Raw genomic sequence first — 23,191 nt, 5'->3', positions numbered from 1 at the left:
GGGGCTGAGTTTCGGGTCTGAACGACTGAATCGGTTCAGCTGGGATTATGGGCCAATGCTGGCCGCGACTCAACCCGCCGAAGGGTGTCGTTTCCTTGGGGAGTCCGCCAGCTCTCCGGCCCACCTACCGGAGCGTTGGGATCATAGGGTGTTGAGTATGGCGCTCAAAGCCGACAAGCCGAGCTTGCCGAGTACCACTATCGTGTTACCGATCATCACCCACTGATCCGGTGTCAGTGCTGCACTCATCTTGTCCCCCTGTTGGTTTTGTGAACGCTGTGACCGGGCTTGTTTGTGGTCGCTTACCGCGTGAGGTTTCCCGTGTGGCGTTCGTGTTCTTCGATCGAATCCAGGGTGTCAGATGGGCTCGTTCAGTTTCTGGGAGCCTCGTTGGACCGGATTCGATCGTACGAAAACAAAGGTATCAACCCGTTTTTGCACTTGGCATGGTCGCTGTTCCAGTAGCCGCGCCGACTATTCCCACCGCCGTTGACCGGGTTACGTCGGCCGCCCTGGCGGGCCTTGGCAATCTCGGCGGCCTTCAACAGGGTGGCTTTGTCGTAGACCCGTTCTCGTCCGCGAGTCGCTGTTTTCACCCATCCGCGGATTCGCCACCGGTACAAGGTGGTGAGTGATCGCCCGGCGAGTTCTTGTGCTTCCCACTGATTTAGCCACATCGGCACTTATTCGGTGATCTCGTGATAATCTCCGCGGTATGGTCGTCGTAACGAACGAGAATAGTCAGATCCTCTACCTCGTGCAGGAAAACGATCGCGTGGTCGCGATACCGGCAGAGAACACAACCTTCGATGCGAAACGAGCCGCTCTTGCCGCAAAGGGCTATCCGATGCACGGGCAATGGCTGAGTACAGGCACGCCCGGCCTGTTCTACACATTGATCACCACCATCTAACAGAATTCAGAACAGGCCGGGTTCAGACCACGACTGCTCTCGGGTCTCCGGTCGGTGCATCAGCAAGAGGTCAAGCTCACCCCAATACTTACGATGGGTGTTACGCAGCGAACGGAGCTGAGCCAGCATCTCCGGGCTTCCGTTCCAGCCCTGGCGAGCCCACCGCTCGAATCCGTCGACCAGCGACCACACCACGGTCATGTCATCGCCGACCAGGCCGCGCACGACACCGCCGCAGCGCCAGACACGGCCGGAGTAGACGACACCGAGACGATCGGCCCAACCGGCGAGCGCGGCCAACTCGGCGTCTGCGGCGCCCATGGCATCCAGGCTGCACGGTGCCGTGGTCACGGTCTTGGAGCTGGCCACCCGATCCGGTGCTTGCCCTTCGGTGTCCGACCAGTCGCCGCCGTCGGCGGCTCGGGCGTTGTTCGCCATCTGGGCCCGCAGGAAATACACCACGTCCGGGGTGTCCTGAATCAGCTCCATCAACTCGTCGAGTTCGGTCATGCTTCGTACTCCTCAATCGGGTTGCCGTACCCGGCAAGCCGCACCAGGTACAGGAATTCGGCCATCGGCATGACCGCCAGTTGTTCGGCAGGATCGGAGACACCGTGCCGCTTCCATGCCAGAAATCCGAACTGCGCGTTCGCGTTTCGCACTTGCTCACGCAGATCGGTGATCCATTGCGACCACCGCGGAGTGCGGACGTTCTTGCACTGGGAGATGACTCCGGGCGCTAGACCCACCACGGGGTCCAGGTGGATGTCTCCGCCGTCGCGGGTGTAGCCCGCTCGCGTGCGTTGCGCGTGAGGGAAGCCGCTTACGCGGTAGTAGCGCAGTTGGCTGATCTCGTAGGTGTCGCCTTTGCGTTTCATCGCGTTTGGCACACAAACCCCCTTTGAGAATGCAGGAGCGGGACACCCGTAGGTGGCTGCCCCGCTCGAAATCTCGTTGCTTTCAGTTAGCGGTCAGACATCCCAGCCACCCCCAGAACTAGTACCGCTGTTCTTTTTCGGGAGCGGCCCGGAAGCGGTGTGCACATCCAGTTTCAGGGATTTCCGTTCCTCCCCGTCGTTTCCGGTGTAGGTGTCCTCGTAGACGACACCGGAAAGCTTGATCTCGGTGAATTTCTCGAATTTCTCGCCGATGAACTCGGCGATATCGCCCCATGCGGTCGCGTTGAGCACGATGTTCTTCGTCTTTTCCCATTCGTCGGTCTGCTTGTTCTTGACTGACTGGCTGAACGCAACCGGAAAATTGCAGTAGGCGACACCTTTCGGGGTGAATCCGAGATTGACATCACCGATGATGAAGCCCTTGACCTCGGAGGTCTGCAAGGGGGGCAAAAATACTTCCTTTCTCCACATCTCACCGCGCCGAAGGGGCGGTGATGTTCCAATCGATCCGATTACCGTTCTGGGTCATGACGAAATCGCCCAGGTAATCGTTCAGGCATCGGCGGCGTATCTCGCCATGTCGATCTTTCGCCACCGATAGGCACGCGGCACCACCTTTGCCCGGCGTGAATGGCCGGCGCACGGCTACTTTGATCGCTGCGCCGTCGATGGCCCGCAGTTTCGCGGAACCTCCGATAGGGCCGCCTCTCGATGCTGCGTCGCCTTTGCCGATATGGTCGATCAATGCGACCGCGGCACCCATTTTCGCCAATGGCTTGAATGCTTGAGCGTGCACTCGCGTGTATTCGTCGTTGTCAATGGAGCTGGCACCGAGCAGCGGCATGATTTCGCCTACGGAGTCGATACAGGCCAGTGTCGGCCCCCAGTCGTTCATGTCGGTCACGATGTCCATCAGGTGATCCGCCGATTCCGGTTCCACGTGCAGAAACCGCGCCGGGTTGGTGATCACCTTCGGCGGGACACCGAGCATCGACAGCCGCGACGCCAGCGCTGGCGCGGAGTTATGGTCGGCGTCGACGTACAGGCACCGCCCGTCGTCGGCCTTCAGCGTCTCGGCCATGGCCGCCAGCACGATCCAGGACTTACCGCCCTCCGGCAGGCCGTAGATCGTGTTCACGGCTCCCGGATACAGCAGCGAGGCCCCGTCTTCGCGGCTGAGGATGGTTGGGCGGGGTCGGTCGATCTTCCCGCCCGCCATGGCCCGCCGCATATCGCTGTAGGCCGCCGATAACTGGGGCGCGAGCGTGACAGGGATGAACTCGGTGAGCCCGTGGCCGCTCACGATGTGGTCCGAGGCGTCTTTGCCGTCGGCCGCCTCCACGAGCTTCACCGATGCCGCGAGGTGTTTCAGCTCCCGCGCGACGCCGTAGGCATGGGCCCGGCCGACCTCATCCTTGTCCGCGACAACGACGACATCCTTACCGGCGAGCGGGGCCCAATCCGCCGCACCGTATTTCCCGGCGCCCATCGGATTCGATACCGCCACGGCACCGACCGACCGCAGCGTTTCCACATCCTGTTCACCTTCGACCACATATACCGTCGTCACGTGGGGTTGTACGGATTCGACGTTGTAGAGCGCCGAGCCCTTCGTGTTGCCGAACTGCCTGAATTTCTTTTCCGGCGATCGGTGCACTATCCGGCCGTCGGAATATCGGTATTGCACTCCTTCCGGGTTGTCGAACAGGTCTTTCGTGGTGAGCCCGAGCTGTTCCAGCACTCGGTCTGTCGGGTCGCTGTGCGAGTGAACAAGCACCCGGCCGGTAATTTTCCGTATCGACACCGATCGGTCGGCGCGACTGTGGCCGGGTGCTTGCGCGTCCGCCTGGTCGGAACCTTTGCGGGCTACTATGAGCCCTTCAGATTCGAATGCTCCGATAATTCGCTCGAAAGCATCCATTACGGGTTGCCCCCTCGGTTACGGCTTCCGGACCACCTGAGCCCGAACGAATTTCCCATCGACCACCCACCGGGTGAGCCACCCAGCCGATTCCAGCTCACGCAGATACCGGTACGCACTGCGACCGTGCTCGACCCCGGCCGCGTGCGCGATATCGTCGCGATGAATCTTCGTGTCGTCGGCAAAGGACGCCAGCGTGGCGTACAGCGAAATCGCTTGGGGCGACAAGCCGAATGAGAGCACCTGATACGGGATCTTGATTGTAAGATCGTCGGAATCGGCGGTATTGACTCCACCCGCCGGGGCCCCCTTCAGTACCGCGATAGCGGTAGACAGCCTACCCATTGTTCAGCCTTCCTCGTTGTTCTTGCGTTCTTCTCGACGGGCCCGCTTGTAACACCCGTTGCAGAGCCCGCGCCCTCCCTGAAGGCGGCCGGGGTATCCCGCGCGTTTCCCGGCACGGGAGACGAGATTGTGACCGCAGGTGCGGCAGCGGCCGATCGATTCCAGCGGCACGCGGGTGACCAATTTCGGCGGCAACGGCCGACCGGTGACTTTCCTTCTCCGATAACAGATATGGCATAGGCCACGGCCGCGATAGGCCGCCAGCTTTAACGCCCGGTTGCCGCCCTTGACGGTTTTGCGTCCACAATCTGAGCAGTGACGGATCGTGTGCTGTGGCGGTGTCGGCAGACCGGCGATCACGGCCAGCTGCGCGAGCGCGGTCGGGTTCAGGTGATCACCCCGGCCCGGATGACACCGACCGTGTAGAGCGGGGCACCGTCCACGCTGTAGGCCGGGTGTAGCGCGTCCTCGGCGCACTCACGAAGGACCGGGCACCCCGCACACCGGTTTGCCGCTTCCGCCGCCTGGTCGACAGATTCAGCGATCGAATCGGAGTCCCAACGCTTCGGGTCGGCTCCCGGCTGTGCGCACAGTGCGTCGTCTCTCCAGTCGTGGTCAGCTTTCAGCACCTGCCTCCTCGGTCACGACATCGCGCACCGCCCGCGCCGCCTTGATCCATCCCGACCGGAACGGCGATTCCTCCAGCGGCGCAACAACTTTTCCGAAGTAGTACGCAGTCCGCATCACCTCCGCCAATTGCTCGTCCTGGCGGCGCGCCGCCTCCTCGGCCTCGGATTGAATAAGAGCAGCGGCGAGAAGATGATTGGCCGCGACCACATGCCCGGCCTGGCGGAGCCGCTGCGATATGTCGGTCATCTCTTGCGAGTCCAGAGCCTCCACCCTCATGCCTCCTGATTCGGGTCGATCTCGGTGAGCAGATCCAACAGGGCCCGCAGTTTCCCGGCGTCGCGGCAATCGGTGATCTTCCCGTCGCCGACCGTCGCCCACGTCGTCACCAGCAGCCCCCGGCTGATACCGCGTCGCTCGCACAGTTCGAAGATCTGTTGCCGAAGCTGATCCGGCCCGACTGTCTTCGACTCCGCCGCCTTGGCGGCCGATCGCCCGGCCGGGGCCGAATGGCCACCGCTACCGCGCTCGACGTATTCGCTGTCCGGGTCCGGATCATCGGTCGGCAGGTTCAACAGCTGTAACAGCATGATCCGATACGCCACAGACATTGCCTTCGCTGTCGCCTTGTCCGCGAAATCTGTTGCCTCCGTGGCGACTTCAACCGGCATGGTGTCGCCCTCCGGCCCGTAGACCGTGTAGCCCACGGTCCCGGTCACCCACGCCTGCCGTTTACCTCCACCGCTGGTGATCTCCCGAACCATCAGCGTCGACCGCACCGGGGCCACGATCACCCCGTGCTCACGCAGCGCCGGAGCCACCGCGTTCACCACCTGATCCACACCCCGAAACGAGAACTTCTGTGCCGTGTTGCGCTGGTCCTTCGCGACCGCACCCACATCCCGCATCACCTTGTTCACGGCCTCGAACACACTGCCCAATAGCGTCCCTCCCTCGATTTCTGTTTCCGCCCGTTCCTCGGGCAGGCTCACGCGATGCGCTCCAATTTCGGCATCTTCCGCATCTCCCGCACGTCCATGGCGAGTTGCACCGCACGCCAACCCAAGTCGATCGGAAGCTTGTACAGGCCGCACTCGTACTTGCCGAAACGATTGGGCTCGCGCGGAATTTCGATCAACAGCGCCGTTTCCTGATTCACCCCATCCGGCCACAACGGCGCGCGGGTATCGTCTGCGACGTTGTACCGCTCCCCGTGGGAATAGATCGCCGTCTGACACGTCACAGCAAGCGGATACCGGGAATTGTTCCTACCCGACTTAATATCCGCACCCATCACGTCGCCGTCCAAAGACAAAAGACGATCCATCGAACCCGCGCTACGCACCTCATCGACCGCAACGAAGACCTCTTTACCGAGCACTTTCACCCCGGCCCGCCGCATCGTCTCGGCATACGCCTGCAAGGGCCCCTCGGCCTCCGGCGGGATGAACTCGGGCCACTGCCCCTCGTCCACCACCTCAGTAAAGATGTGCCAGGCCGTACCGTTATCCGAAGCCCGATCGGCGCCGGCCGCGGCAAGCGCCCTCTTCGTGATATCCCGCAGGTCAGCACGGTTCTTCGCATAAGCGTCGTAGCCGTCCGCAGACAGCATCGCCGCCAGTCTCGCCATGAGCGCCCGCTCACGAACCACACCGAGCGCGACCATGGCCGACTGCCACTGCATGAGCCCGGACTGATCATCCAGAGCTTTCGCGAGAGTGCTCACCCGCGTATACGGTTCCCGCTCGCTGCCGCCCTTCGGAATCAGCAGCGGTCTACCCCAACGGTCACGCTTCACGTTGTAATCGGTAACTTAGATCGCCTCCTCTTTCCGAGTCGCCATGCAAAAACCTTTCTTCTCAGGCGATTACCGAGGTACCGGACATTCCTCGGGCAGGCGCAAGAATTGCCGGAAGCCCTCACCGGAACGCCACAGATTCCAAGCCGTAAACATTGGTTTCAGAACAATCTCCAAGCTCTTTCGGTCGTTCGCATTCACTCGAAGGTTTTCTTTCCTGAGTCGGTCTCGCAACAGGTAAACAGGATGACCCTTGCGCAATCCATCGCCCGTGGCCAGAAGATAGGCGAACGCTTCTGCACCGATAGGATCGACACAAGTGAGCAGATAAGACGCAAGAGCGTATCGGGCTATGCCGCCCCCGAACTCCTTATTGACCGGCCGCGCAAGATCGAGTGCATGGGAAATACTATCGAAATTCTCGTCGGTAAAGGCGATGATCTGAGTATCGGTGGGTTTGTTGACACCGTTCCATGCCAGAATAGCCCGACCTATGGCCGTATGCTCCTTACCTCCTTCGCCGCGGTCCATGAACAAGCCATCAGCAGCAGTGCGACGAGAGTTTTTATCCATGGTCTTCTGCGTTGCACGCGGCAATCCCTCGACAACAAGGAATACTTGCGGAATGCCGGACTGTTCGACAGCAGTCATGCGGTGCTGGCCGTCGATAAGGTTTCCGTCCTCATCGAAGCGGACAGTGTCACCGTTGATTTCCCAACGTCCCGCCTCCTGATCCTTGGCGATCTGCGCCGCCCACAATTTTCGGACCTTGCGGTTACGTGGGTTGCGGCTGAGGATCTCCCGCGCTTCAGCAGGGCCAATGAGCGCCCAGTAGACACTGATTCCTTCATACCGAGCTTCACTACTCAGCTTCATTAGGATTTCCTTCCAGGACAGTTAGCGTGTTGTCGATGACGTCGCGGAGGCGCTTGAGGTCATACTTGAATCCCGGAAGTTGTTCAGTGATTCCAGCGCGAAATCTGTCGTCACCGATGAGCTTGTGAATTCGCTCCATAAGTTGCGTAGCCTCAGTACCGACCTTCCGGGCATCATCGGTGATCGGACGACGCTTGGGCCTACGATCACGGGTCGGTTGGTGCCGCTTGCCGTTCACATCGACAACTTCAGTTGTTGCTACTGATGCATTTGCATCAGTAGGCGCCGACTTCAGATCCCGAATAACAGTATGCTGATCGGCACCGACGACCGCCGCGATGCTTCGGGTAGACATCTTTCCGATCTGTCTGAGATCGGCCACAAGGGCATACCGCGTCTCTCGCGGAATCTTCATCTTGCTCAACGCGAACTCGGCATTGCAGTACTCAACCCACGAGTCATAGCCCATCAGCGACCACGCTCGACCAAGATATGCTTGAACGATTAGGTCTCGGGTTGCTTCGATCCGCTCCGCGATATCCAGCCATGCTCGCTGAATTTTCGCAGTCAGCTCCCTAGCCTCATTCTCGTCGAGAACTATTTCGGCATCAAGTGTCTCAATCTCTGAACTCACGCATCTCCTTTCTGTAAATTCTCACGCACCCCCACGACCGGGACTATTCCCATAACACCCTTCACAGGGGGCATAAGGCTCTCTGTCCTTCCAGAGTCGTTTTCGGCATGGGAGTAGCCGCAACGAAATTCCGGAGGATCAAAAGAGAGAACTAACCCGGATTAGGGTTATCGCGCCCTGAACGGGGGATCGAAGCCGTCCACGCACCATGCAGTGCTGTTACTGCTTACCTTTCAACCAAACGCCAATCTCCCAATGCCGGAATTTCCAACATGCTCCCGGCTTTCGTTGATGGCCCTTCAGTTCCCCGACACGTGCGGCATGACGAATAGTGCACGGATTCACCTTCGCATAAGTAGCAGCTTGTTTAGCAGTCAGCCACGGTTCAGCCATTGAACACCAACTCTCGTGTTTCACCCCGTCCGCCTCCCTCGTATTTCGGGTGCACCAAAGACGCCGCTATCAGCAGCCTCAGATGTGGGAAATGAGAACCTGAACAGGTTTCGCACCCCTCCCGGACTCGAACCGGGATGTGTGCCGCTGGGGCTCCGTTGTGGGATGGGCGCTAGACAGTGCTCCGTTGGGTGCACGTCGCTGAGATCGCAGACGGGCCGCCTTTGCCGATGGCGGGGGCCGCACTGTGTCGGCACAGTGACGTTGCCTTGCCCTCGGCGGCGCGGCATGTACACGAGTCCCGTACAGACCTGACCACGGGCCGGGCCTGACGATCGGTACCGGGAATGCCGACATCGGTTGACCGTTCGCCGATTTCGTCTGCATTCAGCCGGACGGCGGGCATCCGCTTGACTGGAACGACCTCGACAACCTTCTCGATGCTGCGGCCGGTCAGCCGCGCAACGTTCGCGATGAGGTGTGCGCTCGGCGGATGGCCGTTGCGAACCCTCCGCAACGTGTCGCGGTGGACTTCCAGCTCGTCGGCCAGCTGCTCCTCTGTGAATCCGCGAACCTCTTTCAGCTGGTCGAGAAGCCCCGGAACCATCCTCAACGTCACCGAGCGAGACACTTGCACCCTTGCACCCCTATCTCTACGGTCTGGCACCGATCGGCGCCCCGTGCTATCAGCTAATCACTGGTGTCAGACGCTAACCGCCAGTGACGCACTGCCGCAACGTCATTGCCGCAGATCTGCGGCATCAAAATCCGATATTAATGAGGTCGTAGCAGGTAGACGGATTGTCGGTGCCGCAAAAATACGGCAGACTCAGCCGCTGTGGAACGACCAGAGAACCAGTTCGAACGATGGGTAGACGCCGTCACGGATGGGCTCAGCGCCCGACAGATCGCACTAGCGATGGGAGAACACCCTTCGACTGTGGGGCGCAAGCTGCTTCGCGAGAGACCCGATCCCGAGATGGTGATAAAGTTCGCACGTACGTTCGAATCCGATCCGGTGCAGGGCTTGGTCGAAGGGGGGTTACTGACACAGGAGGAAGCCGACCGCGCCTCCGTCCTCGATGGCGTTCGAGCGGCAACGAAGGTCCAGCTACTTCGAGAGCTGTTGCGGCGCGAGCAGATTGCTCCCAGCAACCAGGTAACGGAACCGTCCGGTCCGGACGAACGTCCAAGAGAAGGTAGGGGTTTGGCGGCTACGCAATCCGCCAAGATCTCCCGGCGCGAAAGCGTTCGAAGAAGCCTGTCCGAGTGAAGAGGGGAACGCATGAACCTCGGCGTCATCGCCGTCGCCTTAGTCGCAATCACATCTGCCATCGCTGCTGCCTTGCGCCACACCCGGCGCGATGTCGTGCAGAGCCAGGCCCTCACCCTCACCTACGCGGCCTTCGCCGGATACCTCCTCGTCCGGCTGGCAGCACTGCCAATACCAGACGAACTCCCGATAGACCTGGTGTTGTCATGGTGCGGTGAGATGCTGGGACTGATCGGTGGATGCGCGCTGACGGTTCATGTGGCGACCGGGTTGCAGTCGATGCGCCTTGTGCGGGCCGCTTCCTTTTCATTCATCGCGCTTGCGGGGTCATCGGTAGCGGCATACGTCGCGCTGGGCGACGGCGCACACGAACTGTTGCGCGTCCTCTACGCGATGTGCATCGCAGCCCTTCTCACCATCATCGGTATAGCCATTATTGGATGGGTGACATATGGTCGCCGCCAATCGGTTACCGATGCCCTATGGGGACTTGTCGGCCTGCTGTTCATCGCCATGGGGCTCATCGGTTTCACGTTCCCAAAGGTCGGCTACCCCGAGAACCACCCGATCGGATGGGTACTAGGGGTAGCAACCATCTTCCTGATGGGACTGACCGGAATCGCTAACCACTTCAAAGCCACACGCACACAGCGCAAACCGATCCCCGTGAAAACTGCGGCCTGAAAGGCGGCGAAACCAACCGAATATGAAGAGGGGCACGGCAAGACGCGATCATCACGCGCTCGGCCGTGCCCTTTCTGGTAACTGTCCCGACTTCATACCTTGGGTGTCGTCATACGACACCATCCTCAATTCGGCGGCGAGGATAGCGGGTACTGGTCCGTAGCAGAGCGGCAACACGGTCACGCTGTTCGGCACTCATCGGCGGCGCGGTTCGCACATGACGGCGCACATACGCGCGGGTCTTCTCGTCCACAGGGGCACAACCTTCTCAACATCGCGGCGCACGCATTAGTCCTGTGCGCTCTCTGGGCGATGGAGACAGGGCCTACGCCACAAACGCGACTTGGTTCCCTGTGCCCTAAGTCCCGGTGTTCCATCTTCCGCCGCCTGCGTGAACACCTACGGGCTTGTGCCCATACGTAGTCGCTACTCCAGGTTGCGGCACCGGGGGGCTCTCGGTTGCGCCGAAGATCGTAGCACACGGACTATAATGGCTTGACCAGCAGAAATACCCTACGTAGTGCCAGCATGTTTGACCACTCGCCGAGAGGCGCATGTTGGGCGTCGGCGGCCGCGGGGCCCCATGCCTCCGCGCGCTGATCCGGACGCCGCCAGGTCTCCCCTACCTGGCGGCGTTTCGCATATTCGATTGCTGCCGTGGCGTATTCAAGGAAATGGCTGGTCGGGGGGTTAGCCTGACATCTATGCGGCCAACCCTCGAGCGGCTTGTCGGTCTTACCGTTGTCGCGCTGATGGCGGGTGCCATGTTCGCCGGGCCCGGTCGGGCGGCACCGGATGATGTGACGCGCTGCGAGGTGACGTCCGGGCGTTCACTGGAACGCGCCGCGCCCGAGGCGGTCGGGTTCGATGCCGGGCGCTTGGCCGACGCGCTGGCCTTCGCGGGCGGCCGGAACCGGTTGAATGTGCAGGTGTTCCGGCACAACTGCCTGGTGGGCGAGGGACCGCTCAACGACCGGACCGGCACTGTCGCGTGGAACGTCTGGAGCGTCACCAAGAGCGTGGTCTCGATGGTCGCGGGCATCGCCTGGGATCAGGGCCGACTCGATATCTCCGCACCGATCGACCGGTATCTGCCGCCGGGGCTCGGCGACGCCGCGCATCGGGCGATCACCGTGGAGAATCTGCTCACCGAAACCTCGGGCCTGCAGGTCGGGGTGTTGAACGAGGGCATCACCGCCATCGTTCCCGTCGATCCGAACAGTGCCGTGCAGGCGCTGGGCATGCCGTTCGACTATCCACCCGGCACCGAATTCACCTACAGCCAGCGCAATGTCGACCTGCTGACGTATGTGGTCGAATCGGCGGTCGGTGAACCTTTTCAGCAATTCGTGCAGCGGGAATTATTCGATCCGCTGGGGATCGGGCGTGGTGACTACTACTGGGCGCGTGACCGCTCCGGGCACACCTATGGCTACGCGCATCTGCTGATTCCGCCGAACGACCTCGCCAAACTTGCGCTGCTGTTGGAGAACGACGGGCGGTGGGGGGATCGGCAGATCGTGTCCTCCGATTATCTGCGTATGGCCACCCGGCCGTCGCCCGCCAATCCCTGTTACGGCTATCTGTTCTGGCTCGGCGCGGGGTGTGTGGAAATGCCGAGTTTTCTGCCGCGGGACACCTATCTGATGTCGGGCCTCGGCTTGCAGAACGTCTTCATCATCCCGAGCCTGGATATGGCCGTGCTGTGGACCGGCGCCTTCGGTAATCGCAGCAGCCAGGGCCCGTCGGGCGTGCTGCAGAACACCGACGAATTGTCCTGGGAGTTCTTCCGGCGCTTGGTCGCCGCCTTTCAGCAGCCGCCGGTCCCGGATCCCGGGCCCTATGTGGAACAGCCGGTGCGCCTCGACCCGAACGATTACATCGATCCGAACATCACGCTGGCCGTCTTCGGTGTCGGCCCTGCCGCCTATCCCGGCTGCACGGTGCTGTCGTGCTTGAACCGCCCTCTCGCACCGCCGTTCTCCGACGCCCCACCCGGCTGTTTCTTGATCGCCTGCCTGGGGCCCGACCCTCGAACTCCTGGCATCCGCTGATTCCGCTTACCCGGAACATGCGCCCCGTTTATCGATGATGAAACCGGTAGACTCGCGCCGTGACCGAAAAACGGGCCGAGGGCACCGGCGAGCGCCGGGCCCTGCGCGCCGACGCCCGCCGCAATCGCGAGCGGGTTCTCGCCGCCGCGCGGGAAGCCTTTGCCGCCGAAGGTATTTCGGTCCCCCTCGATGAGATCGCGCGGCGGGCGGGAGTCGGCCCGGGGACCGTCTACCGCCACTTTCCCACGAAGGAAGCGCTGTTCCACGCGGCCATCGTGGACAACATCGAGCGCATGATCACCTACGCCCGCGAGCTGACCACCGCCCCCGACCCAGGCGCGGCCTTCTTCGACTTCCTGGACCACACGGTCACCGAGGGCGCCGTCAAACGCGACCTGGCCGAGGCCCTCGCAAGCCACCACACCCTCGAAATCTCCACGCCCACAAAGCAATTACACGCGGAGATCGAAACCCTCCTACGCCGCGCCCAACAGTGCTCCGCGGTTCGCCCCGACATCGACATCGAGGACCTCCTCCGCATCCTCAAGGGCGTCATGCTCACCACCCACACCCCCGACATCGACGACCGACAACGCCGCCGCACCTTCGCCATCGTCTTCGACGGCCTGCGCCCGGTGATCCGGCAATGACGCAATCCGAAACGACAAGGCCGCCCGATCCATGCGGATCGAGCGGCCACCGTCATCCCGGTGTGCCTCCACCGTCATCGGGCGTGCTTCCACCGTCATCCCGGCGTGCTTTTGGCCGGGATCAGTTGTTCAGCAGGACCTCGGCGATCTGGATCGTGTTGAGCGCCGCGCCCTTTCGGAGGTTGTCGCCCGAGACGAACAGGGCCAGGCCGCGGCCCTCGGGGGCGCCCGGGTCCTGGCGGATGCGGCCGACGAGGGAGTCGTCGATGCCTGCGGCCGCCAGGGGGGTGGGGACGTCGGCGAGCTTCACACCGGGGGCTCCGGCCAGGATCTGCTGGGCTCGCTCGACCGAAAGGGGTTGGGCGAATTCGGCATTGATCGACAGCGAGTGGCCGGTGAAGACCGGGACGCGGACGCAGGTGCCGCTCACCAGCAGGTCGGGGAGGCCGAGGATCTTGCGGCTCTCGTTGCGCAGCTTCTGATCCTCGTCGGTCTCGCCGGAGCCGTCGTCGACCAGCGAACCGGCCAACGGCAGCACGTTGAACGCGATCGGCGCGACGTACTTGTTCGGCGCGGGGAAGGTGGCGGCCGACCCGTCGTGGGTCAGCTTCTCCATCTCGGGAGCCACCGCGCGGACCTGCGACGCCAGCTCCTCCACCCCGGCCAGCCCGCTCCCCGACACCGCCTGGTAGCTGGACACGATCAACCGGCGCAGGCCCGCCTCGTCGTGCAGCGGCTTGAGCACCGGCATCGCGGCCATGGTGGTGCAGTTCGGATTGGCGATGATGCCCTTGGGCAGGTTGCGGGCCTGCTCCGGATTGACCTCGGACACGATCAGCGGGACCTCGGGGTCCTTGCGCCACGCCGAGGAGTTGTCGATGACGGTGACACCGGCGGCGGCGAACCGCGGCGCCTGCACCCGCGACATGGTGGCGCCGGCGGAGAACAGCGCGATGTCCAGCCCGCTCGGATCGGCGGTCTCGGCATCCTCCACCACGACCTCGCCGCCGCGCCACGGCAGCGTCTTGCCGGCCGACCGCGCCGAGGCGAAGAACCGCACCTCATCGGCGGGGAAGTTGCGCTCCTCCAGCAGTTTCCGCATCACGGCGCCGACCTGTCCGGTCGCGCCGACAACGCCTACGCGTACACCCATGACTCAACGCCCCGATCCGGCGTGCACGACCGCCACCTCGTCGCCGCCCAGGTCGAAGGCCTTGTGCAGCACCTGCACCGCCTCGTCCAGTTCGGTGTCCTTGACCAGCACCGAGATCCGGATCTCGGAGGTGGAGATCAGATCGATGTTGATGCCCGCGTTCGCCAGCGCCTCACAGAAGGTCGCGGTGACGCCCGGGTGGCTCTTCATGCCCGCGCCCACCAGCGACACCTTGCCGATGTGGTCGTCGAACAGCACCTGCGAGAAGCCGATCTCGTCCTGACGCTTGGTCAGGAACTCCACGGCCTTGGGGCCGTCGGTCTTGGGCAGGGTGAAGGTGATGTCGGTCTTGCCGGTCTCGACCTTGGAGATGTTCTGCAGCACCATGTCGATGTTGATCTCGGCATCCGCGATGGCGCGGAACACCTTGGCGGCGTAGCCCGGGGAGTCCGGCAGACCCACCACGGTCACCTTGGCCTCGCTGCGATCGTGCGCGACGCCGGTGAGGATTGCTTTCTCCAAGGGGATGTCCTCCATCGATCCGTAAACGTAGGTGCCCTTCTTGTCGGTATACGAGGAGCGCACATGCACGGGCACGTTGTAGCGGCGCGCGTACTCCACACAGCGCAGCATGAGCACCTTGGACCCGCAGGCCGCCATCTCCAGCATCTCCTCGAAGGAGATCTGATCCAGCTTCTGCGCATCCGGGACGATCCGCGGGTCGGAGGTGAAGACGCCGTCGACGTCGGTGTAGATCTCGCAGACGTCGGCACCGAGCGCCGCGGCCAGTGCGACCGCGGTGGTGTCTGAGCCGCCGCGACCCAGCGTGGTGACGTTCTTGCTGTCCTGCGACACGCCCTGGAAACCGGCGACCAGCACGATCGTGCCCTCGTCCAGGGCCTGCTGCACACGCGACGGCGTGACGTCGATGATCCGGGCGTTACCGTGCGCCTCGGTCGTGAGCACCCCGGCCTGCGAGCCGGTGAACGAGCGCGCCTCCGCACCCAGGGAATGGATGGCCATGGCGACCAGCGCATTCGAGATCCGCTCACCCGCGGTCAGCAACATGTCCAGCTCACGGGCGGGCGGCGCGGGGGCCACCTGCTGGGCCAGATCCAGCAATTCGTCGGTGGTGTCGCCCATCGCGGAGCAGACGACCACCACATCGTGGCCCTGCTTCTTCGTCTCCACGATCCGTTCAGCGACGCGACGGATACGCTCGGCTGATTCGAGCGAGGATCCTCCGTACTTCTGAACGACGAGAGCCACGACGGGGTCCTCCAAGATCGACTAGCTGCTATTACCGGTTCCCAAGCGTACCGACCGTCGTCCGGCCTTATCGATGCACCTCCTACCGCCGCTCAGTTCTGTGACATCGGTGATAAACAGGTTTGAAATCAGGCCAGCGGCTTCGGATCATGCCGAGTGGTCAGCGCGGTCAGCAACCAGTTCTGCTTGGTGTTGTGAAAGGCCGCGAACCTCCATTCGCCGTCCTGCCGGACGGCCACATGGAGAGTGACCTTGGTGTTGAAGCGGTTGCGGCGCTTGCGCCCCTTCACCACCGCGCCCCGGCCGTGCACGAGCGCGACATCGGGTGTGAGGAACCGCAGCGAGACGATCTCGCCGTCGAGATGCGACCCCTTCTGCCACTTCTCGAACAACGGCCGATGGACGGCCTCGATGTCCGCCCGGCCCTTGTAATGCGGGCCGAAGAAGGTCACGTAGTCGGCGTCCTCGGTGAACGCGGACGCGAAGGCATGAGCGTCCGCATCGGCCCAGGCCCGGCTGGTCCGGTCGAACAACGCGCGGATAGCGGCCTCGTCAGTGAGCTGGTGAGTGGTCACGACATCCTCCAATAATCTGATCTACTCATTATCTGCATGATCTAATAGTTGCTTGAGTAAGATATTGAGGGAGTGAGATAGGCTTGTCAAGACGATGAGCGAGGTGACCATGGACGACAAGGCGGACCTGGGGGAACGACTCACCCTGGCCGCGCAGCGCAATGCGACGGACGCGGTGATGATGCATCAGGCCGTCGCCGACAAGCTGGGCCTGCATGTGACGGATCTGCGCTGCCTGAACCTGCTGCGCCTGGGCGGTCCCGCCACGCCGGGCGAGCTGGCCGCGCGCACGGGGCTCACCACCGGAGCGGTCACGCGGATGATCGACCGGCTCCTGAAGGGGGGTTTCGTCCGCCGCGAGCACGACGAACAAGACCGTCGCCGGGTGATCATCACGCCGACCGAGGATCGGGTGGCCGAGATCGGGAAGCTTTACGAGCCGCTGGCCCGCGAGTTCGGCAAGGCTCTGTCCGATTACACGACCGAACAGTTGGAGCTGATCCTCGATCTGTTCAATCGCCTCCACGAGACCTCGCAGAAGGTGACGGTGATGCTGCGCGAGGACGACTGATGCGGGGCACCATGGGGGTATGGAGAGCACGGTTATCGAGGTGAAGACCGGACGCAGCGAAGTCGTGCACGATCTCACCGAAGAGTGTGCGAGCTTCCTGCGCGAGGTCGCAGGCGGACGGGACGGTCTGCTGCACGTGTTCGTACCGCATGCGACAGCGGGCGTGGCGCTGATCGAATTGGGCGCGGGCAGCGACGACGATCTGCTGGCCGCGCTGCGTGATCTACTCCCGGCCGACGACCGCTGGCGCCATGCGCACGGCTCGCGCGGCCACGGGCGCACCCACGTCATGCCCGCATTGATCGCGCCCTACGCCACCGTCCCGGTGCTGGGCGGCGATATGGCGCTGGGCACCTGGCAATCGGTGGCGATGGTCGATCTCAACGTCGACAACCCGGTGCGCAAGGTCCGGTTGTCGTTCCTCGCGGGATAACGACGAGCGCCCCCGAACCCGAGTCCGGGGGCGCTCGAAAGGAAATTCAGGCGCGGGTGAACCAGGTGACCTGAGCGCCGCTGTCGAATTCCTGCCGCTGCGTGGGCCGCAACAGCGTCGGTCGGAAATTGCCGGTGAAGGCCGGGATGCCCGCCCCGGCGATGACCGGATAGCTCTTGACGATCAGCTCATCGATCTCGTCGATCAGCGCGCCGGCCAGCTTTCCGCCGCCACACAGCCAGATGTCCTTGCCTTCTTCCTTCTTCAGCCGCCGCACCAGCTCCACCGGATCTCCGGCGAACACCTCCACCTGCGGATCGTCGACCGGCTCCAGCGTCGTCGACACGACGTACTGCTTCATATGCGCGTACGGGCTGGCCACTTCGACGGCGAGCGCCGGTTCGTAGGTGCCGCGTCCCATCACCAGCGTGTCCCACTGCTTGTTCGGGGTGTCCACCGCCATACCGACATGCGGCCGAATGTGGGTCGGGACCGCCTCGGGGTAGCGCTCACCGATCCACGCCGCCATGTCCTCGGACAGCGGGTAGAAGTCGAACTCACCACCAGGCCCGGCGATATACCCGTCGAGGGAGACACCGACGTAGTAGACGAGCTTTCGCATCTTGTTACCGCCTAACCTGTTGTACTCTGAGCGAAGTGGTTTAAGCGTAGTACTACAGATGGAGTGGTGTCAACATGCGAACCAACCCCGAACGCCGACAGGCCCTGCTCGACGCGGCCATCGAGGTCCTGGCGCGCGACGGCGCGCGCGGCCTGACCTTCCGCGCGGTCGACAAGCAGGCCGAGGTCCCCCCGGGCACCGCCTCCAACTACTTCACCAACCGCGACGACCTGCTCACCCAGGTCGGCATCCGCTTCTACGAGCGCCTGCAGCCGAGCGATGCGGTGATGGCCAGGCTCACCGAGGGCCCACGGACCCGCGAGACCGTCCTCGAACTGCTCACCGAGACCGTCGACCGCGTCGCGGGCTTCCGCACCGGCTACCTCGCCCTGCTGGAACTGCGTCTGGAGGCAACCCGCCGCCCGGAACTGCAGGCCACGCTCACCGAGCGGGTGCGCGCCGATATCGACGCCAACGTGCGCTACCATGTCGAGTCCGGACTGCCGGGCGACGAAACCTCGGTCCTGCTGCTGTATCTGGCCCTGAACTGGCTGATCGTCGAAAGGCTCACCCTGCCCGGCATTTTCGGGGAGGACGACAGCCGCGCCCTGGTGCAAGCGGCGATCGAGCGGATCATTCCGGAGCGGATCCCCGGCTAGCACTCGACCGTCTTGTGATGCAAGTCACTCCCGGCGGATAATTCGGTCATGCGCGCGAATGTTGGTGACCAACTACTCGTCCACACCCATGCGGTAGGACTCCGAGAACGAACCGGGGAGATCCTCGAGGTGCGCGGTGAAGACGGCGCGCCGCCGTACGTGGTCCGGTTCGACGACGGGCACGAAAGCCTGGTCTTCCCCGGTCCGGACTGGGAAGTCCGGCCGCGCTGAATATTTCGGTGGGACAACCCGCGAAATTTTCGGACCGGCACAGTGCCGGGCGAATCGGCTGTCAGACTGCACAATTCGGGGCGGACTGGACGGTACATACACTACTGTGAAACAAACCACACGGTTGACGTGGCGTTGTGACGCTGGAGACAATCGGGCGTGTAACGATTCGGGGGGTGGAGGACACAGCATGCGCACGAAGACCGACCACCGATTTCTTGTCGACGTCCATCCCGAGCAGGTCATGGAGGCGTTGCTAGCGATCGAGCGGATCCCGGAATGGTCACCGTGGCACAAGGATGTGCGCGTCGCGACCCGCGACGACTACGGTCGGCCCAAGCGGGTGTACGCGACGGTGACCCCGATGGGCAACTCGGATCGGCAGGTCCTCGAATACGACTGCGGCACCTACCGTATCGCCTGGGAGGTCGTCGAAAGCGGCGCCGGCGGGGGCGGCAAGGGCTGGTTCGAGATCGAGGAAACCGACGACGGCACCGAGGTCTGGTACCACACGGAAGTGCATTTACCGATCCCGGTTCCGGGGATTCTGATGAAGCGCACGCTCAATCGCGTCAATGACGAGGCGGTGCAGAATCTCATCGAGTTCATCGAGAAATTTCGGTTCGAAAACTACAACGTAGGCTGACACCCCGGCCGCATGACGCGCCAGTGGCGCCGACTGCTGTCACGATGTGTCCATGACCGGTGTCGGACGTTCGCGCCTGCAGGCCGTTTCCGAGAACGCTTCGGTGACGCAGCTCGAACTGTTCTTCGATCTCGTGCTGGTGTTCGCCTTCACGCAGGTCACCGATCTGGCCGCGCACGAGACCACCGCAGCGAATCTGCTCCGCGCGTTCCTGGTGCTCGCGGTCATGTGGTGGGTGTGGATCGCCTATGCGTGGCTGGGCAATGTGATCAAGGCCGACGAGGGCATCGCGCGGGTGGCCTTGTTCGTGGCCATGGGCGCGGCGCTGATCATGGCCCTCGCCATTCCCGAGGCATTCCACGACCTGCCCGGTGGCTGGTATGCGCCGCTGGTGTTCGCGATCGGATATCTGGTGATCCGGATCGTGCATCTGATCGTGTTCTGGCTGGCGAGTACCGAGGACACCCAGTTGCGCGGGCAGGTGACCCGGTGGGCCGCGGGGTCGATCACGATCGGGACGGTGCTGCTGATCATCGCGGCGCTGAACTCCGGCACGGCCCAGATCTGGTTGTGGATCGCCGCCATTGCCGGTGACATGGTGTGGACGCTGTTCGCGGGCAACGACTGGCGGCTGAACTCGGCCGGGCACTTCGCCGAGCGGCACGGGCTGATCGTGATAGTGGCGCTGGGCGAATCCATCGTCTCCATCGGTGTCGGCGTCGCCGGTCTGCCCATCTCCTGGCCGATCGCCGTGGGAGCGCTGCTGGCCCTGGCGGTTTCGGCACTGCTGTGGTGGGCGTACTTCGATGTGGGCGCGACGGTGGTGGAACACGCGCTACAGCAGGCCCGCGGGGAGCGGCGCGTCCAGATCGCGCGGAACTGCTACACCTACTGGCATTTCCCGATGGTCGTCGGCATCATCGCGCTGTCGCTGGGCCTGAAGAAGGTGTTGAACTATCTGGGCGGCGGCGCCGACCACACCCTGCACGACCGATTGCAGGGGATTCCGCTGTTCGCGCTGTACGGCGGCGTGGTGCTGTATCTGATCGCGCTGGTGGGATTCCGGCAGTACGCCACCGGGGTGCTGCTGTGGCCGCGGGTGCTCACGGCCGTGGTCCTGGTCGCGCTGATCCCCGTCGCATCGAATCTGCCCGCGATGGCCGCGCTGGCACTGCTGTGCGCGGTGCTGCTCGCGCTGATCGTCTGGGAGGTGGTGCGCTACGCCGAGCCGCGCGAGGCCATCAGGCACGGCGAGGCTCACTGATCGGCGGAACCTCCTTGTGGTCCACCGACTCCGGGACCCGCACGCCGTCGCGCATGGCGATGCGCATCTGATTGACGTTCTCCCGCAGGACGTCACCGATGAGTTCGTCGATGCGCGGGTCGGCGAGGGCCTGGAAGAGGATGCGGAAGCTGGTGTTGGCGATTCCGCGGATGACGTCCTCGTGGAACGGCAGGTAGCGCACCCGGCCCATCTGCGGATCGTTCTTGATCAGCTCCACGATCATCGCGTCGAGTTCGTCCCGGTTCTCCTCCAGCGCGGCCGCGATATTGCGGGTGTAGTGGCCGGTGCGCAGCACCTGCGCCACCTCTTCCAGCACGGCCATCGTCACCGGGCGCTTGATGGTCTCCACGACCGTGCCGATCGATCGGTTCAACACCGCCGCGGTCACCCGGTCGCCGAAGGCGCGGTCGGCGACGCGGGCCAGCCGCACGATGATGACCACCATCCGCAGCAGCCGGAATCCGCGGAAGAACGGGCTGGTCACGGGGATCATGCCCAGGACCTCGTACCAGTACACGAACGGGAACGACCACGACCAGTCCGATCGCCGCCACCGCCACAGGAACTCCGCGGCGAAGACCGCGCAGATCGTGTAGTCGGCGATGACGATCCACCGCATCGCCGTCGGCCCGACCGGAAAGAACGTGATCCAGACCAGCAGCACCACCGACGCCACCGCCAGCGCCAGCATCACGAAATCGGTCCACAACGCCGGTGGCTTGCGCGGATACTCCTCGACCTCCGGCGCCGCCACACTGCGGTACTCCGACACGGCCATCCCTTTCACCTCGAACGATTCCGCCGAGGGTAATAGGTCCCCGTCGCCCCGGCCTGGGGGCCGTGGCGACGGGGAATGGGGAGCCCTCTGATCCCGGCATGCCCCGACCTCTGATCCCGGCATGCTGTTGGCCGGGATCAGTGGCCCGCGCGGATGATCGCCTCGATATTCCGCTCGGCCAGGGCGGTGATGGTCAGCGAGGGGTTCACCGCGCCGGTGCTGCCGGGGATCGCGGCGCCGTCCATGACGTAGAGGCCGGGGTGGCCGATGACCCGGCCGTAGTTGTCGGTGGCCCGGCCGAGGACCGCGCCGCCCAGGGGATGGGCGGTGAAGACGGCGTTGGCGTCGTAGCCCAGCGGGGCGTAGTCGAACAGGGACCCAGCTCGCTCGGCGATGCGGCGATCGACCGCACGGCAGGCCGCGACAACCCGATCCTGGGCCTGCCTCGGCCAGGTCAGTGTCGCGCCCTTGCGGGCCGGGTCGTAGGTGAAGCGGGCCCGGGTCGGGTCGAGGACCATGCCCAGCGACGCCAGCGCACCGGTTTCGAACGGGAATCCCGGGAGGTACCAGCTCTCCAGGGTCAGCGGCATGCCGGAGTCGTCGAAGATGCGGCTGGCACTGGGGACGCCCTGCCCCAGACCGGCCAGCGCACTCTCCCCGCGGCCGAGCACCACATCGCCGTTGGTGCCCCAGCCGTCGCCGACGTGCTCGTTGAGATGCGGCAGCGCGCCGGTGGCCTGCGCGGTGACCAGCAGATCGGAGGTGCCGACCGATCCCGCGCCGAGGAATAGCTTGTCGCAGGTCAGGGTCCGCGTGGCCAGGACCGCGCCGGTCGGATCGAGCTTGGTCACCGAGACCACGTAGCGGCCGCTCGAATCCTGCCCGATCGCATCCACCCGATGCCCCGGGTATATCCGCGACTTGCCGGTGGCCTCGGCGTATTTCAGATAGTTCTGGTTGAGATCGAATTTCGCGCCGTTGGAGTTGCCCAGATTGCTGCGCCCGACGGTGGCCGACGGCCTGGTGGCACCGGCCAATTCGCCGCGCACGACATCCCAGTTGAAGATGGAATCGTTGGCCTGCGGCTGGTATCCGGCCCTGCGCACCTGCTCGTCCCACATCCGGGAGTGGGTGAACGGCGCCGAGCCGTAGACGTCGGGCGGCATCGGGCTCAGCCGCAGCATCTGCCGTACCCGCGGATAGTAGATGCGGTCCAGTTCATCGAAATCGACTGTGCCGCGGAAGATTTCGTCGAAGAACCGGCGTTCGGGAACGGGCATGGCGCCGGTGAAGACGATCGATCCCCCGCCCACCGCCGCCGCACGCCAGACATCGATGCCGCGCAGTTCGGTGACGTCGAGGACGCCGCCGAAGTCGGCGAAATGCATGGGCACCTTGGTGACACCGGTGAAGCTGGTGCGATGCCAGAAGCCGCGCCCGTCGGGCAGATCGTCGCCGGTGAAGATCTCCCGCCACGGATCGTTGGGCCAGCGCGACCCGCGCTCCAGGACGGTATTCGGCACGCCCGCCTCGGCCAGCCGCAGCGCGGTCACCGCCGCGCCGAAACCCGACCCGACGATGACGGCCTCGGTGTGCTCCGGAGGATCCGGCAGCGGCGCGAAGATCTCGGGCACCCAGTTCCGGAACAACTCATTCCACACGATGTCGGCCGAGGCCGACCCGCGGCCGAATCCCGTGCTCGCCGCACCCAACAGCGCCGCCGCTCCGGCGGCCTTCAGCAAGGCGCGTCTGCGCACCGGCCACCTCCCTCATCCACGCATGGCCGCGCGCGAGACTACCGGCCCGCACCCCACCCCCTCAACAGATCCGCCACACCTGTCACATCTCACGAATAGCGTTCTGCTATAAGACGAGCCAGAGGGTCTCCCCCTCCCCCCGTTC

At 63.7% G+C, this 23,191-nt stretch carries 29 protein-coding genes; 11 read left to right on the top strand and 18 right to left on the bottom strand.

The window, feature by feature from the left end:
- Positions 1 to 715 precede the first annotated feature (715 nt).
- Positions 716 to 913, top strand: a complete 198-nt coding sequence (locus IU452_RS33570; RefSeq protein ID WP_195113257.1) for a hypothetical protein — start codon at positions 716 to 718, stop codon at positions 911 to 913.
- A gap of 6 nt (positions 914 to 919) precedes the next feature.
- Here the strand turns inward: IU452_RS33570 and IU452_RS33565 are convergent, their stop codons facing one another.
- From IU452_RS33565 to IU452_RS33505, 12 genes are all read right to left on the bottom strand, one after another.
- Positions 920 to 1,423, bottom strand: coding sequence for a hypothetical protein (locus IU452_RS33565; RefSeq protein ID WP_195113256.1), 504 nt, complete (start codon positions 1,421 to 1,423; stop codon positions 920 to 922).
- On the bottom strand, positions 1,420 to 1,803 hold the full coding sequence (locus IU452_RS33560; protein ID WP_195113255.1) for a hypothetical protein: 384 nt from the start codon (positions 1,801 to 1,803) through the stop codon (positions 1,420 to 1,422). The genes IU452_RS33565 and IU452_RS33560 overlap by 4 nt, the downstream gene beginning before the upstream one ends.
- 81 nt (positions 1,804 to 1,884) lie before the next feature.
- The gene (locus IU452_RS33555; RefSeq protein WP_195113254.1) at positions 1,885 to 2,253 is read right to left on the bottom strand and encodes a single-stranded DNA-binding protein; all 369 of its coding nucleotides are present in this window, start codon (positions 2,251 to 2,253) and stop codon (positions 1,885 to 1,887) included.
- A 31-nt stretch (positions 2,254 to 2,284) separates the two neighbouring features.
- On the bottom strand, positions 2,285 to 3,733 hold the full coding sequence (locus tag IU452_RS33550; protein WP_195113253.1) for a toprim domain-containing protein: 1,449 nt from the start codon (positions 3,731 to 3,733) through the stop codon (positions 2,285 to 2,287).
- Positions 3,734 to 3,751: 18 nt separating this feature from the next.
- A complete protein-coding gene (locus IU452_RS33545) occupies positions 3,752 to 4,078 on the bottom strand; it encodes a helix-turn-helix domain-containing protein (protein ID WP_195113252.1) in 327 nt (108 codons plus the stop codon).
- A 386-nt stretch (positions 4,079 to 4,464) separates the two neighbouring features.
- Positions 4,465 to 4,707: a WhiB family transcriptional regulator gene (locus IU452_RS39700; protein ID WP_195113251.1), complete on the bottom strand. Its 243-nt coding sequence runs from the start codon at positions 4,705 to 4,707 to the stop codon at positions 4,465 to 4,467.
- Positions 4,694 to 4,978 (bottom strand): hypothetical protein, encoded by a 285-nt coding sequence (locus tag IU452_RS33535; RefSeq protein ID WP_195113250.1) that lies wholly within the window; start codon positions 4,976 to 4,978, stop codon positions 4,694 to 4,696. The genes IU452_RS39700 and IU452_RS33535 overlap by 14 nt, the downstream gene beginning before the upstream one ends.
- Before the next feature lie 2 nt (positions 4,979 to 4,980).
- Positions 4,981 to 5,697 (bottom strand): ERF family protein, encoded by a 717-nt coding sequence (locus IU452_RS33530; protein WP_195113249.1) that lies wholly within the window; start codon positions 5,695 to 5,697, stop codon positions 4,981 to 4,983.
- Positions 5,694 to 6,431, bottom strand: a complete 738-nt coding sequence (locus tag IU452_RS33525) for a hypothetical protein (protein ID WP_195113248.1) — start codon at positions 6,429 to 6,431, stop codon at positions 5,694 to 5,696. Before IU452_RS33525 ends, IU452_RS33530 begins: the two co-directional genes overlap by 4 nt.
- 141 nt (positions 6,432 to 6,572) lie before the next feature.
- Positions 6,573 to 7,379, bottom strand: coding sequence for a hypothetical protein (locus IU452_RS33520; protein WP_195113247.1), 807 nt, complete (start codon positions 7,377 to 7,379; stop codon positions 6,573 to 6,575).
- Positions 7,366 to 8,013, bottom strand: a complete 648-nt coding sequence (locus IU452_RS33515) for a hypothetical protein (RefSeq protein ID WP_195113246.1) — start codon at positions 8,011 to 8,013, stop codon at positions 7,366 to 7,368. The genes IU452_RS33520 and IU452_RS33515 overlap by 14 nt, the downstream gene beginning before the upstream one ends.
- A gap of 565 nt (positions 8,014 to 8,578) precedes the next feature.
- A complete protein-coding gene (locus IU452_RS33505) occupies positions 8,579 to 9,037 on the bottom strand; it encodes a helix-turn-helix domain-containing protein (RefSeq protein WP_195113244.1) in 459 nt (152 codons plus the stop codon).
- A gap of 309 nt (positions 9,038 to 9,346) precedes the next feature.
- On the opposite strand from IU452_RS33505, the gene IU452_RS33500 reads away from it, so the two are divergent.
- From IU452_RS33500 to IU452_RS33485, 4 genes are all read left to right on the top strand, one after another.
- A complete protein-coding gene (locus tag IU452_RS33500) occupies positions 9,347 to 9,679 on the top strand; it encodes a hypothetical protein (RefSeq protein ID WP_195113243.1) in 333 nt (110 codons plus the stop codon).
- A gap of 12 nt (positions 9,680 to 9,691) precedes the next feature.
- A complete protein-coding gene (locus IU452_RS33495) occupies positions 9,692 to 10,363 on the top strand; it encodes a hypothetical protein (RefSeq protein ID WP_195113242.1) in 672 nt (223 codons plus the stop codon).
- A 704-nt stretch (positions 10,364 to 11,067) separates the two neighbouring features.
- The gene (locus tag IU452_RS33490) at positions 11,068 to 12,417 is read left to right on the top strand and encodes a serine hydrolase domain-containing protein (RefSeq protein WP_228819198.1); all 1,350 of its coding nucleotides are present in this window, start codon (positions 11,068 to 11,070) and stop codon (positions 12,415 to 12,417) included.
- A 59-nt stretch (positions 12,418 to 12,476) separates the two neighbouring features.
- A complete protein-coding gene (locus IU452_RS33485; RefSeq protein WP_324192982.1) occupies positions 12,477 to 13,067 on the top strand; it encodes a helix-turn-helix domain-containing protein in 591 nt (196 codons plus the stop codon).
- A gap of 121 nt (positions 13,068 to 13,188) precedes the next feature.
- On the opposite strand, the gene IU452_RS33480 is transcribed toward IU452_RS33485, so the two are convergent.
- From IU452_RS33480 to IU452_RS33470, 3 genes are all read right to left on the bottom strand, one after another.
- On the bottom strand, positions 13,189 to 14,220 hold the full coding sequence (locus IU452_RS33480) for an aspartate-semialdehyde dehydrogenase (protein WP_195113241.1): 1,032 nt from the start codon (positions 14,218 to 14,220) through the stop codon (positions 13,189 to 13,191).
- Between the two features lie 3 nt (positions 14,221 to 14,223).
- Complete coding sequence (locus IU452_RS33475; RefSeq protein WP_195113240.1) at positions 14,224 to 15,489, bottom strand: aspartate kinase; 1,266 nt, start codon at positions 15,487 to 15,489, stop codon at positions 14,224 to 14,226.
- A gap of 128 nt (positions 15,490 to 15,617) precedes the next feature.
- Entirely contained in the window at positions 15,618 to 16,064 is a 447-nt protein-coding gene (locus tag IU452_RS33470; protein WP_195113239.1) for an SgcJ/EcaC family oxidoreductase, read from the bottom strand.
- A 94-nt stretch (positions 16,065 to 16,158) separates the two neighbouring features.
- Here IU452_RS33470 and IU452_RS33465 point away from each other — a divergent pair, with 94 nt between their 5' ends.
- Together IU452_RS33465 and IU452_RS33460 are read left to right on the top strand one after the other, a co-directional pair.
- Positions 16,159 to 16,635, top strand: coding sequence for a MarR family winged helix-turn-helix transcriptional regulator (locus tag IU452_RS33465; protein ID WP_195113238.1), 477 nt, complete (start codon positions 16,159 to 16,161; stop codon positions 16,633 to 16,635).
- A 19-nt stretch (positions 16,636 to 16,654) separates the two neighbouring features.
- Entirely contained in the window at positions 16,655 to 17,068 is a 414-nt protein-coding gene (locus IU452_RS33460; protein WP_195113237.1) for a secondary thiamine-phosphate synthase enzyme YjbQ, read from the top strand.
- 46 nt (positions 17,069 to 17,114) lie between these two features.
- Here the strand turns inward: IU452_RS33460 and IU452_RS33455 are convergent, their stop codons facing one another.
- Positions 17,115 to 17,690: a dihydrofolate reductase family protein gene (locus tag IU452_RS33455; protein WP_195113236.1), complete on the bottom strand. Its 576-nt coding sequence runs from the start codon at positions 17,688 to 17,690 to the stop codon at positions 17,115 to 17,117.
- 74 nt (positions 17,691 to 17,764) lie between these two features.
- Between IU452_RS33455 and IU452_RS33450 the strand changes: the two genes are divergently transcribed.
- The 4 genes from IU452_RS33450 to IU452_RS33435 all read left to right on the top strand — a co-directional run bounded on the left by IU452_RS33450 (position 17,765) and on the right by IU452_RS33435 (position 20,490).
- The gene (locus IU452_RS33450) at positions 17,765 to 18,349 is read left to right on the top strand and encodes a TetR/AcrR family transcriptional regulator (RefSeq protein ID WP_195113235.1); all 585 of its coding nucleotides are present in this window, start codon (positions 17,765 to 17,767) and stop codon (positions 18,347 to 18,349) included.
- A 48-nt stretch (positions 18,350 to 18,397) separates the two neighbouring features.
- Entirely contained in the window at positions 18,398 to 18,580 is a 183-nt protein-coding gene (locus IU452_RS33445; RefSeq protein ID WP_195113234.1) for a DUF1918 domain-containing protein, read from the top strand.
- A 190-nt stretch (positions 18,581 to 18,770) separates the two neighbouring features.
- Positions 18,771 to 19,226, top strand: coding sequence for an SRPBCC family protein (locus IU452_RS33440; protein WP_195113233.1), 456 nt, complete (start codon positions 18,771 to 18,773; stop codon positions 19,224 to 19,226).
- Between the two features lie 52 nt (positions 19,227 to 19,278).
- Positions 19,279 to 20,490, top strand: coding sequence for a low temperature requirement protein A (locus tag IU452_RS33435; protein ID WP_195113232.1), 1,212 nt, complete (start codon positions 19,279 to 19,281; stop codon positions 20,488 to 20,490).
- On the opposite strand, the gene IU452_RS33430 is transcribed toward IU452_RS33435, so the two are convergent.
- The gene (locus IU452_RS33430; RefSeq protein WP_195113231.1) at positions 20,468 to 21,289 is read right to left on the bottom strand and encodes an ion transporter; all 822 of its coding nucleotides are present in this window, start codon (positions 21,287 to 21,289) and stop codon (positions 20,468 to 20,470) included. The two genes, IU452_RS33435 and IU452_RS33430, sit on opposite strands and share 23 nt — an antisense overlap.
- A 137-nt stretch (positions 21,290 to 21,426) precedes the next feature.
- A complete protein-coding gene (locus tag IU452_RS33425; RefSeq protein ID WP_195113230.1) occupies positions 21,427 to 23,046 on the bottom strand; it encodes a GMC oxidoreductase in 1,620 nt (539 codons plus the stop codon).
- Positions 23,047 to 23,191 lie beyond the last annotated feature (145 nt).

The sequence above is a fragment of the Nocardia transvalensis genome (assembly GCF_015477765.1).
Taxonomy (GTDB): Bacteria; Actinomycetota; Actinomycetes; order Mycobacteriales; family Mycobacteriaceae; genus Nocardia; species Nocardia transvalensis_A.
Note: the sequence above shows the minus strand (reverse complement) of the source record. Positions and strands in the feature narration are given on the sequence as shown.

What these genes read in the sequence shown, in the direction of transcription:
- IU452_RS33455 (WP_195113236.1), bottom strand. Translation starts at nt 17,690, where the DNA reads ATGCGAAAGCTCGTCTACTACGTCGGTGTCTCCCTCGACGGGTATATC.
- IU452_RS33450 (WP_195113235.1), top strand. Translation starts at nt 17,765, where the DNA reads ATGCGAACCAACCCCGAACGCCGACAGGCCCTGCTCGACGCGGCCATC.
- IU452_RS33430 (WP_195113231.1), bottom strand. Translation starts at nt 21,289, where the DNA reads ATGGCCGTGTCGGAGTACCGCAGTGTGGCGGCGCCGGAGGTCGAGGAG.
- IU452_RS33465 (WP_195113238.1), top strand. Translation starts at nt 16,159, where the DNA reads ATGAGCGAGGTGACCATGGACGACAAGGCGGACCTGGGGGAACGACTC.
- IU452_RS33495 (WP_195113242.1), top strand. Translation starts at nt 9,692, where the DNA reads ATGAACCTCGGCGTCATCGCCGTCGCCTTAGTCGCAATCACATCTGCC.
- IU452_RS33520 (WP_195113247.1), bottom strand. Translation starts at nt 7,379, where the DNA reads ATGAAGCTGAGTAGTGAAGCTCGGTATGAAGGAATCAGTGTCTACTGG.
- IU452_RS33440 (WP_195113233.1), top strand. Translation starts at nt 18,771, where the DNA reads ATGCGCACGAAGACCGACCACCGATTTCTTGTCGACGTCCATCCCGAG.
- IU452_RS33550 (WP_195113253.1), bottom strand. Translation starts at nt 3,733, where the DNA reads ATGGATGCTTTCGAGCGAATTATCGGAGCATTCGAATCTGAAGGGCTC.
- IU452_RS33570 (WP_195113257.1), top strand. Translation starts at nt 716, where the DNA reads ATGGTCGTCGTAACGAACGAGAATAGTCAGATCCTCTACCTCGTGCAG.
- IU452_RS33445 (WP_195113234.1), top strand. Translation starts at nt 18,398, where the DNA reads ATGCGCGCGAATGTTGGTGACCAACTACTCGTCCACACCCATGCGGTA.
- IU452_RS33435 (WP_195113232.1), top strand. Translation starts at nt 19,279, where the DNA reads ATGACCGGTGTCGGACGTTCGCGCCTGCAGGCCGTTTCCGAGAACGCT.
- IU452_RS33545 (WP_195113252.1), bottom strand. Translation starts at nt 4,078, where the DNA reads ATGGGTAGGCTGTCTACCGCTATCGCGGTACTGAAGGGGGCCCCGGCG.
- IU452_RS33460 (WP_195113237.1), top strand. Translation starts at nt 16,655, where the DNA reads ATGGAGAGCACGGTTATCGAGGTGAAGACCGGACGCAGCGAAGTCGTG.
- IU452_RS33565 (WP_195113256.1), bottom strand. Translation starts at nt 1,423, where the DNA reads ATGACCGAACTCGACGAGTTGATGGAGCTGATTCAGGACACCCCGGAC.
- IU452_RS33490 (WP_228819198.1), top strand. Translation starts at nt 11,068, where the DNA reads ATGCGGCCAACCCTCGAGCGGCTTGTCGGTCTTACCGTTGTCGCGCTG.
- IU452_RS33480 (WP_195113241.1), bottom strand. Translation starts at nt 14,220, where the DNA reads ATGGGTGTACGCGTAGGCGTTGTCGGCGCGACCGGACAGGTCGGCGCC.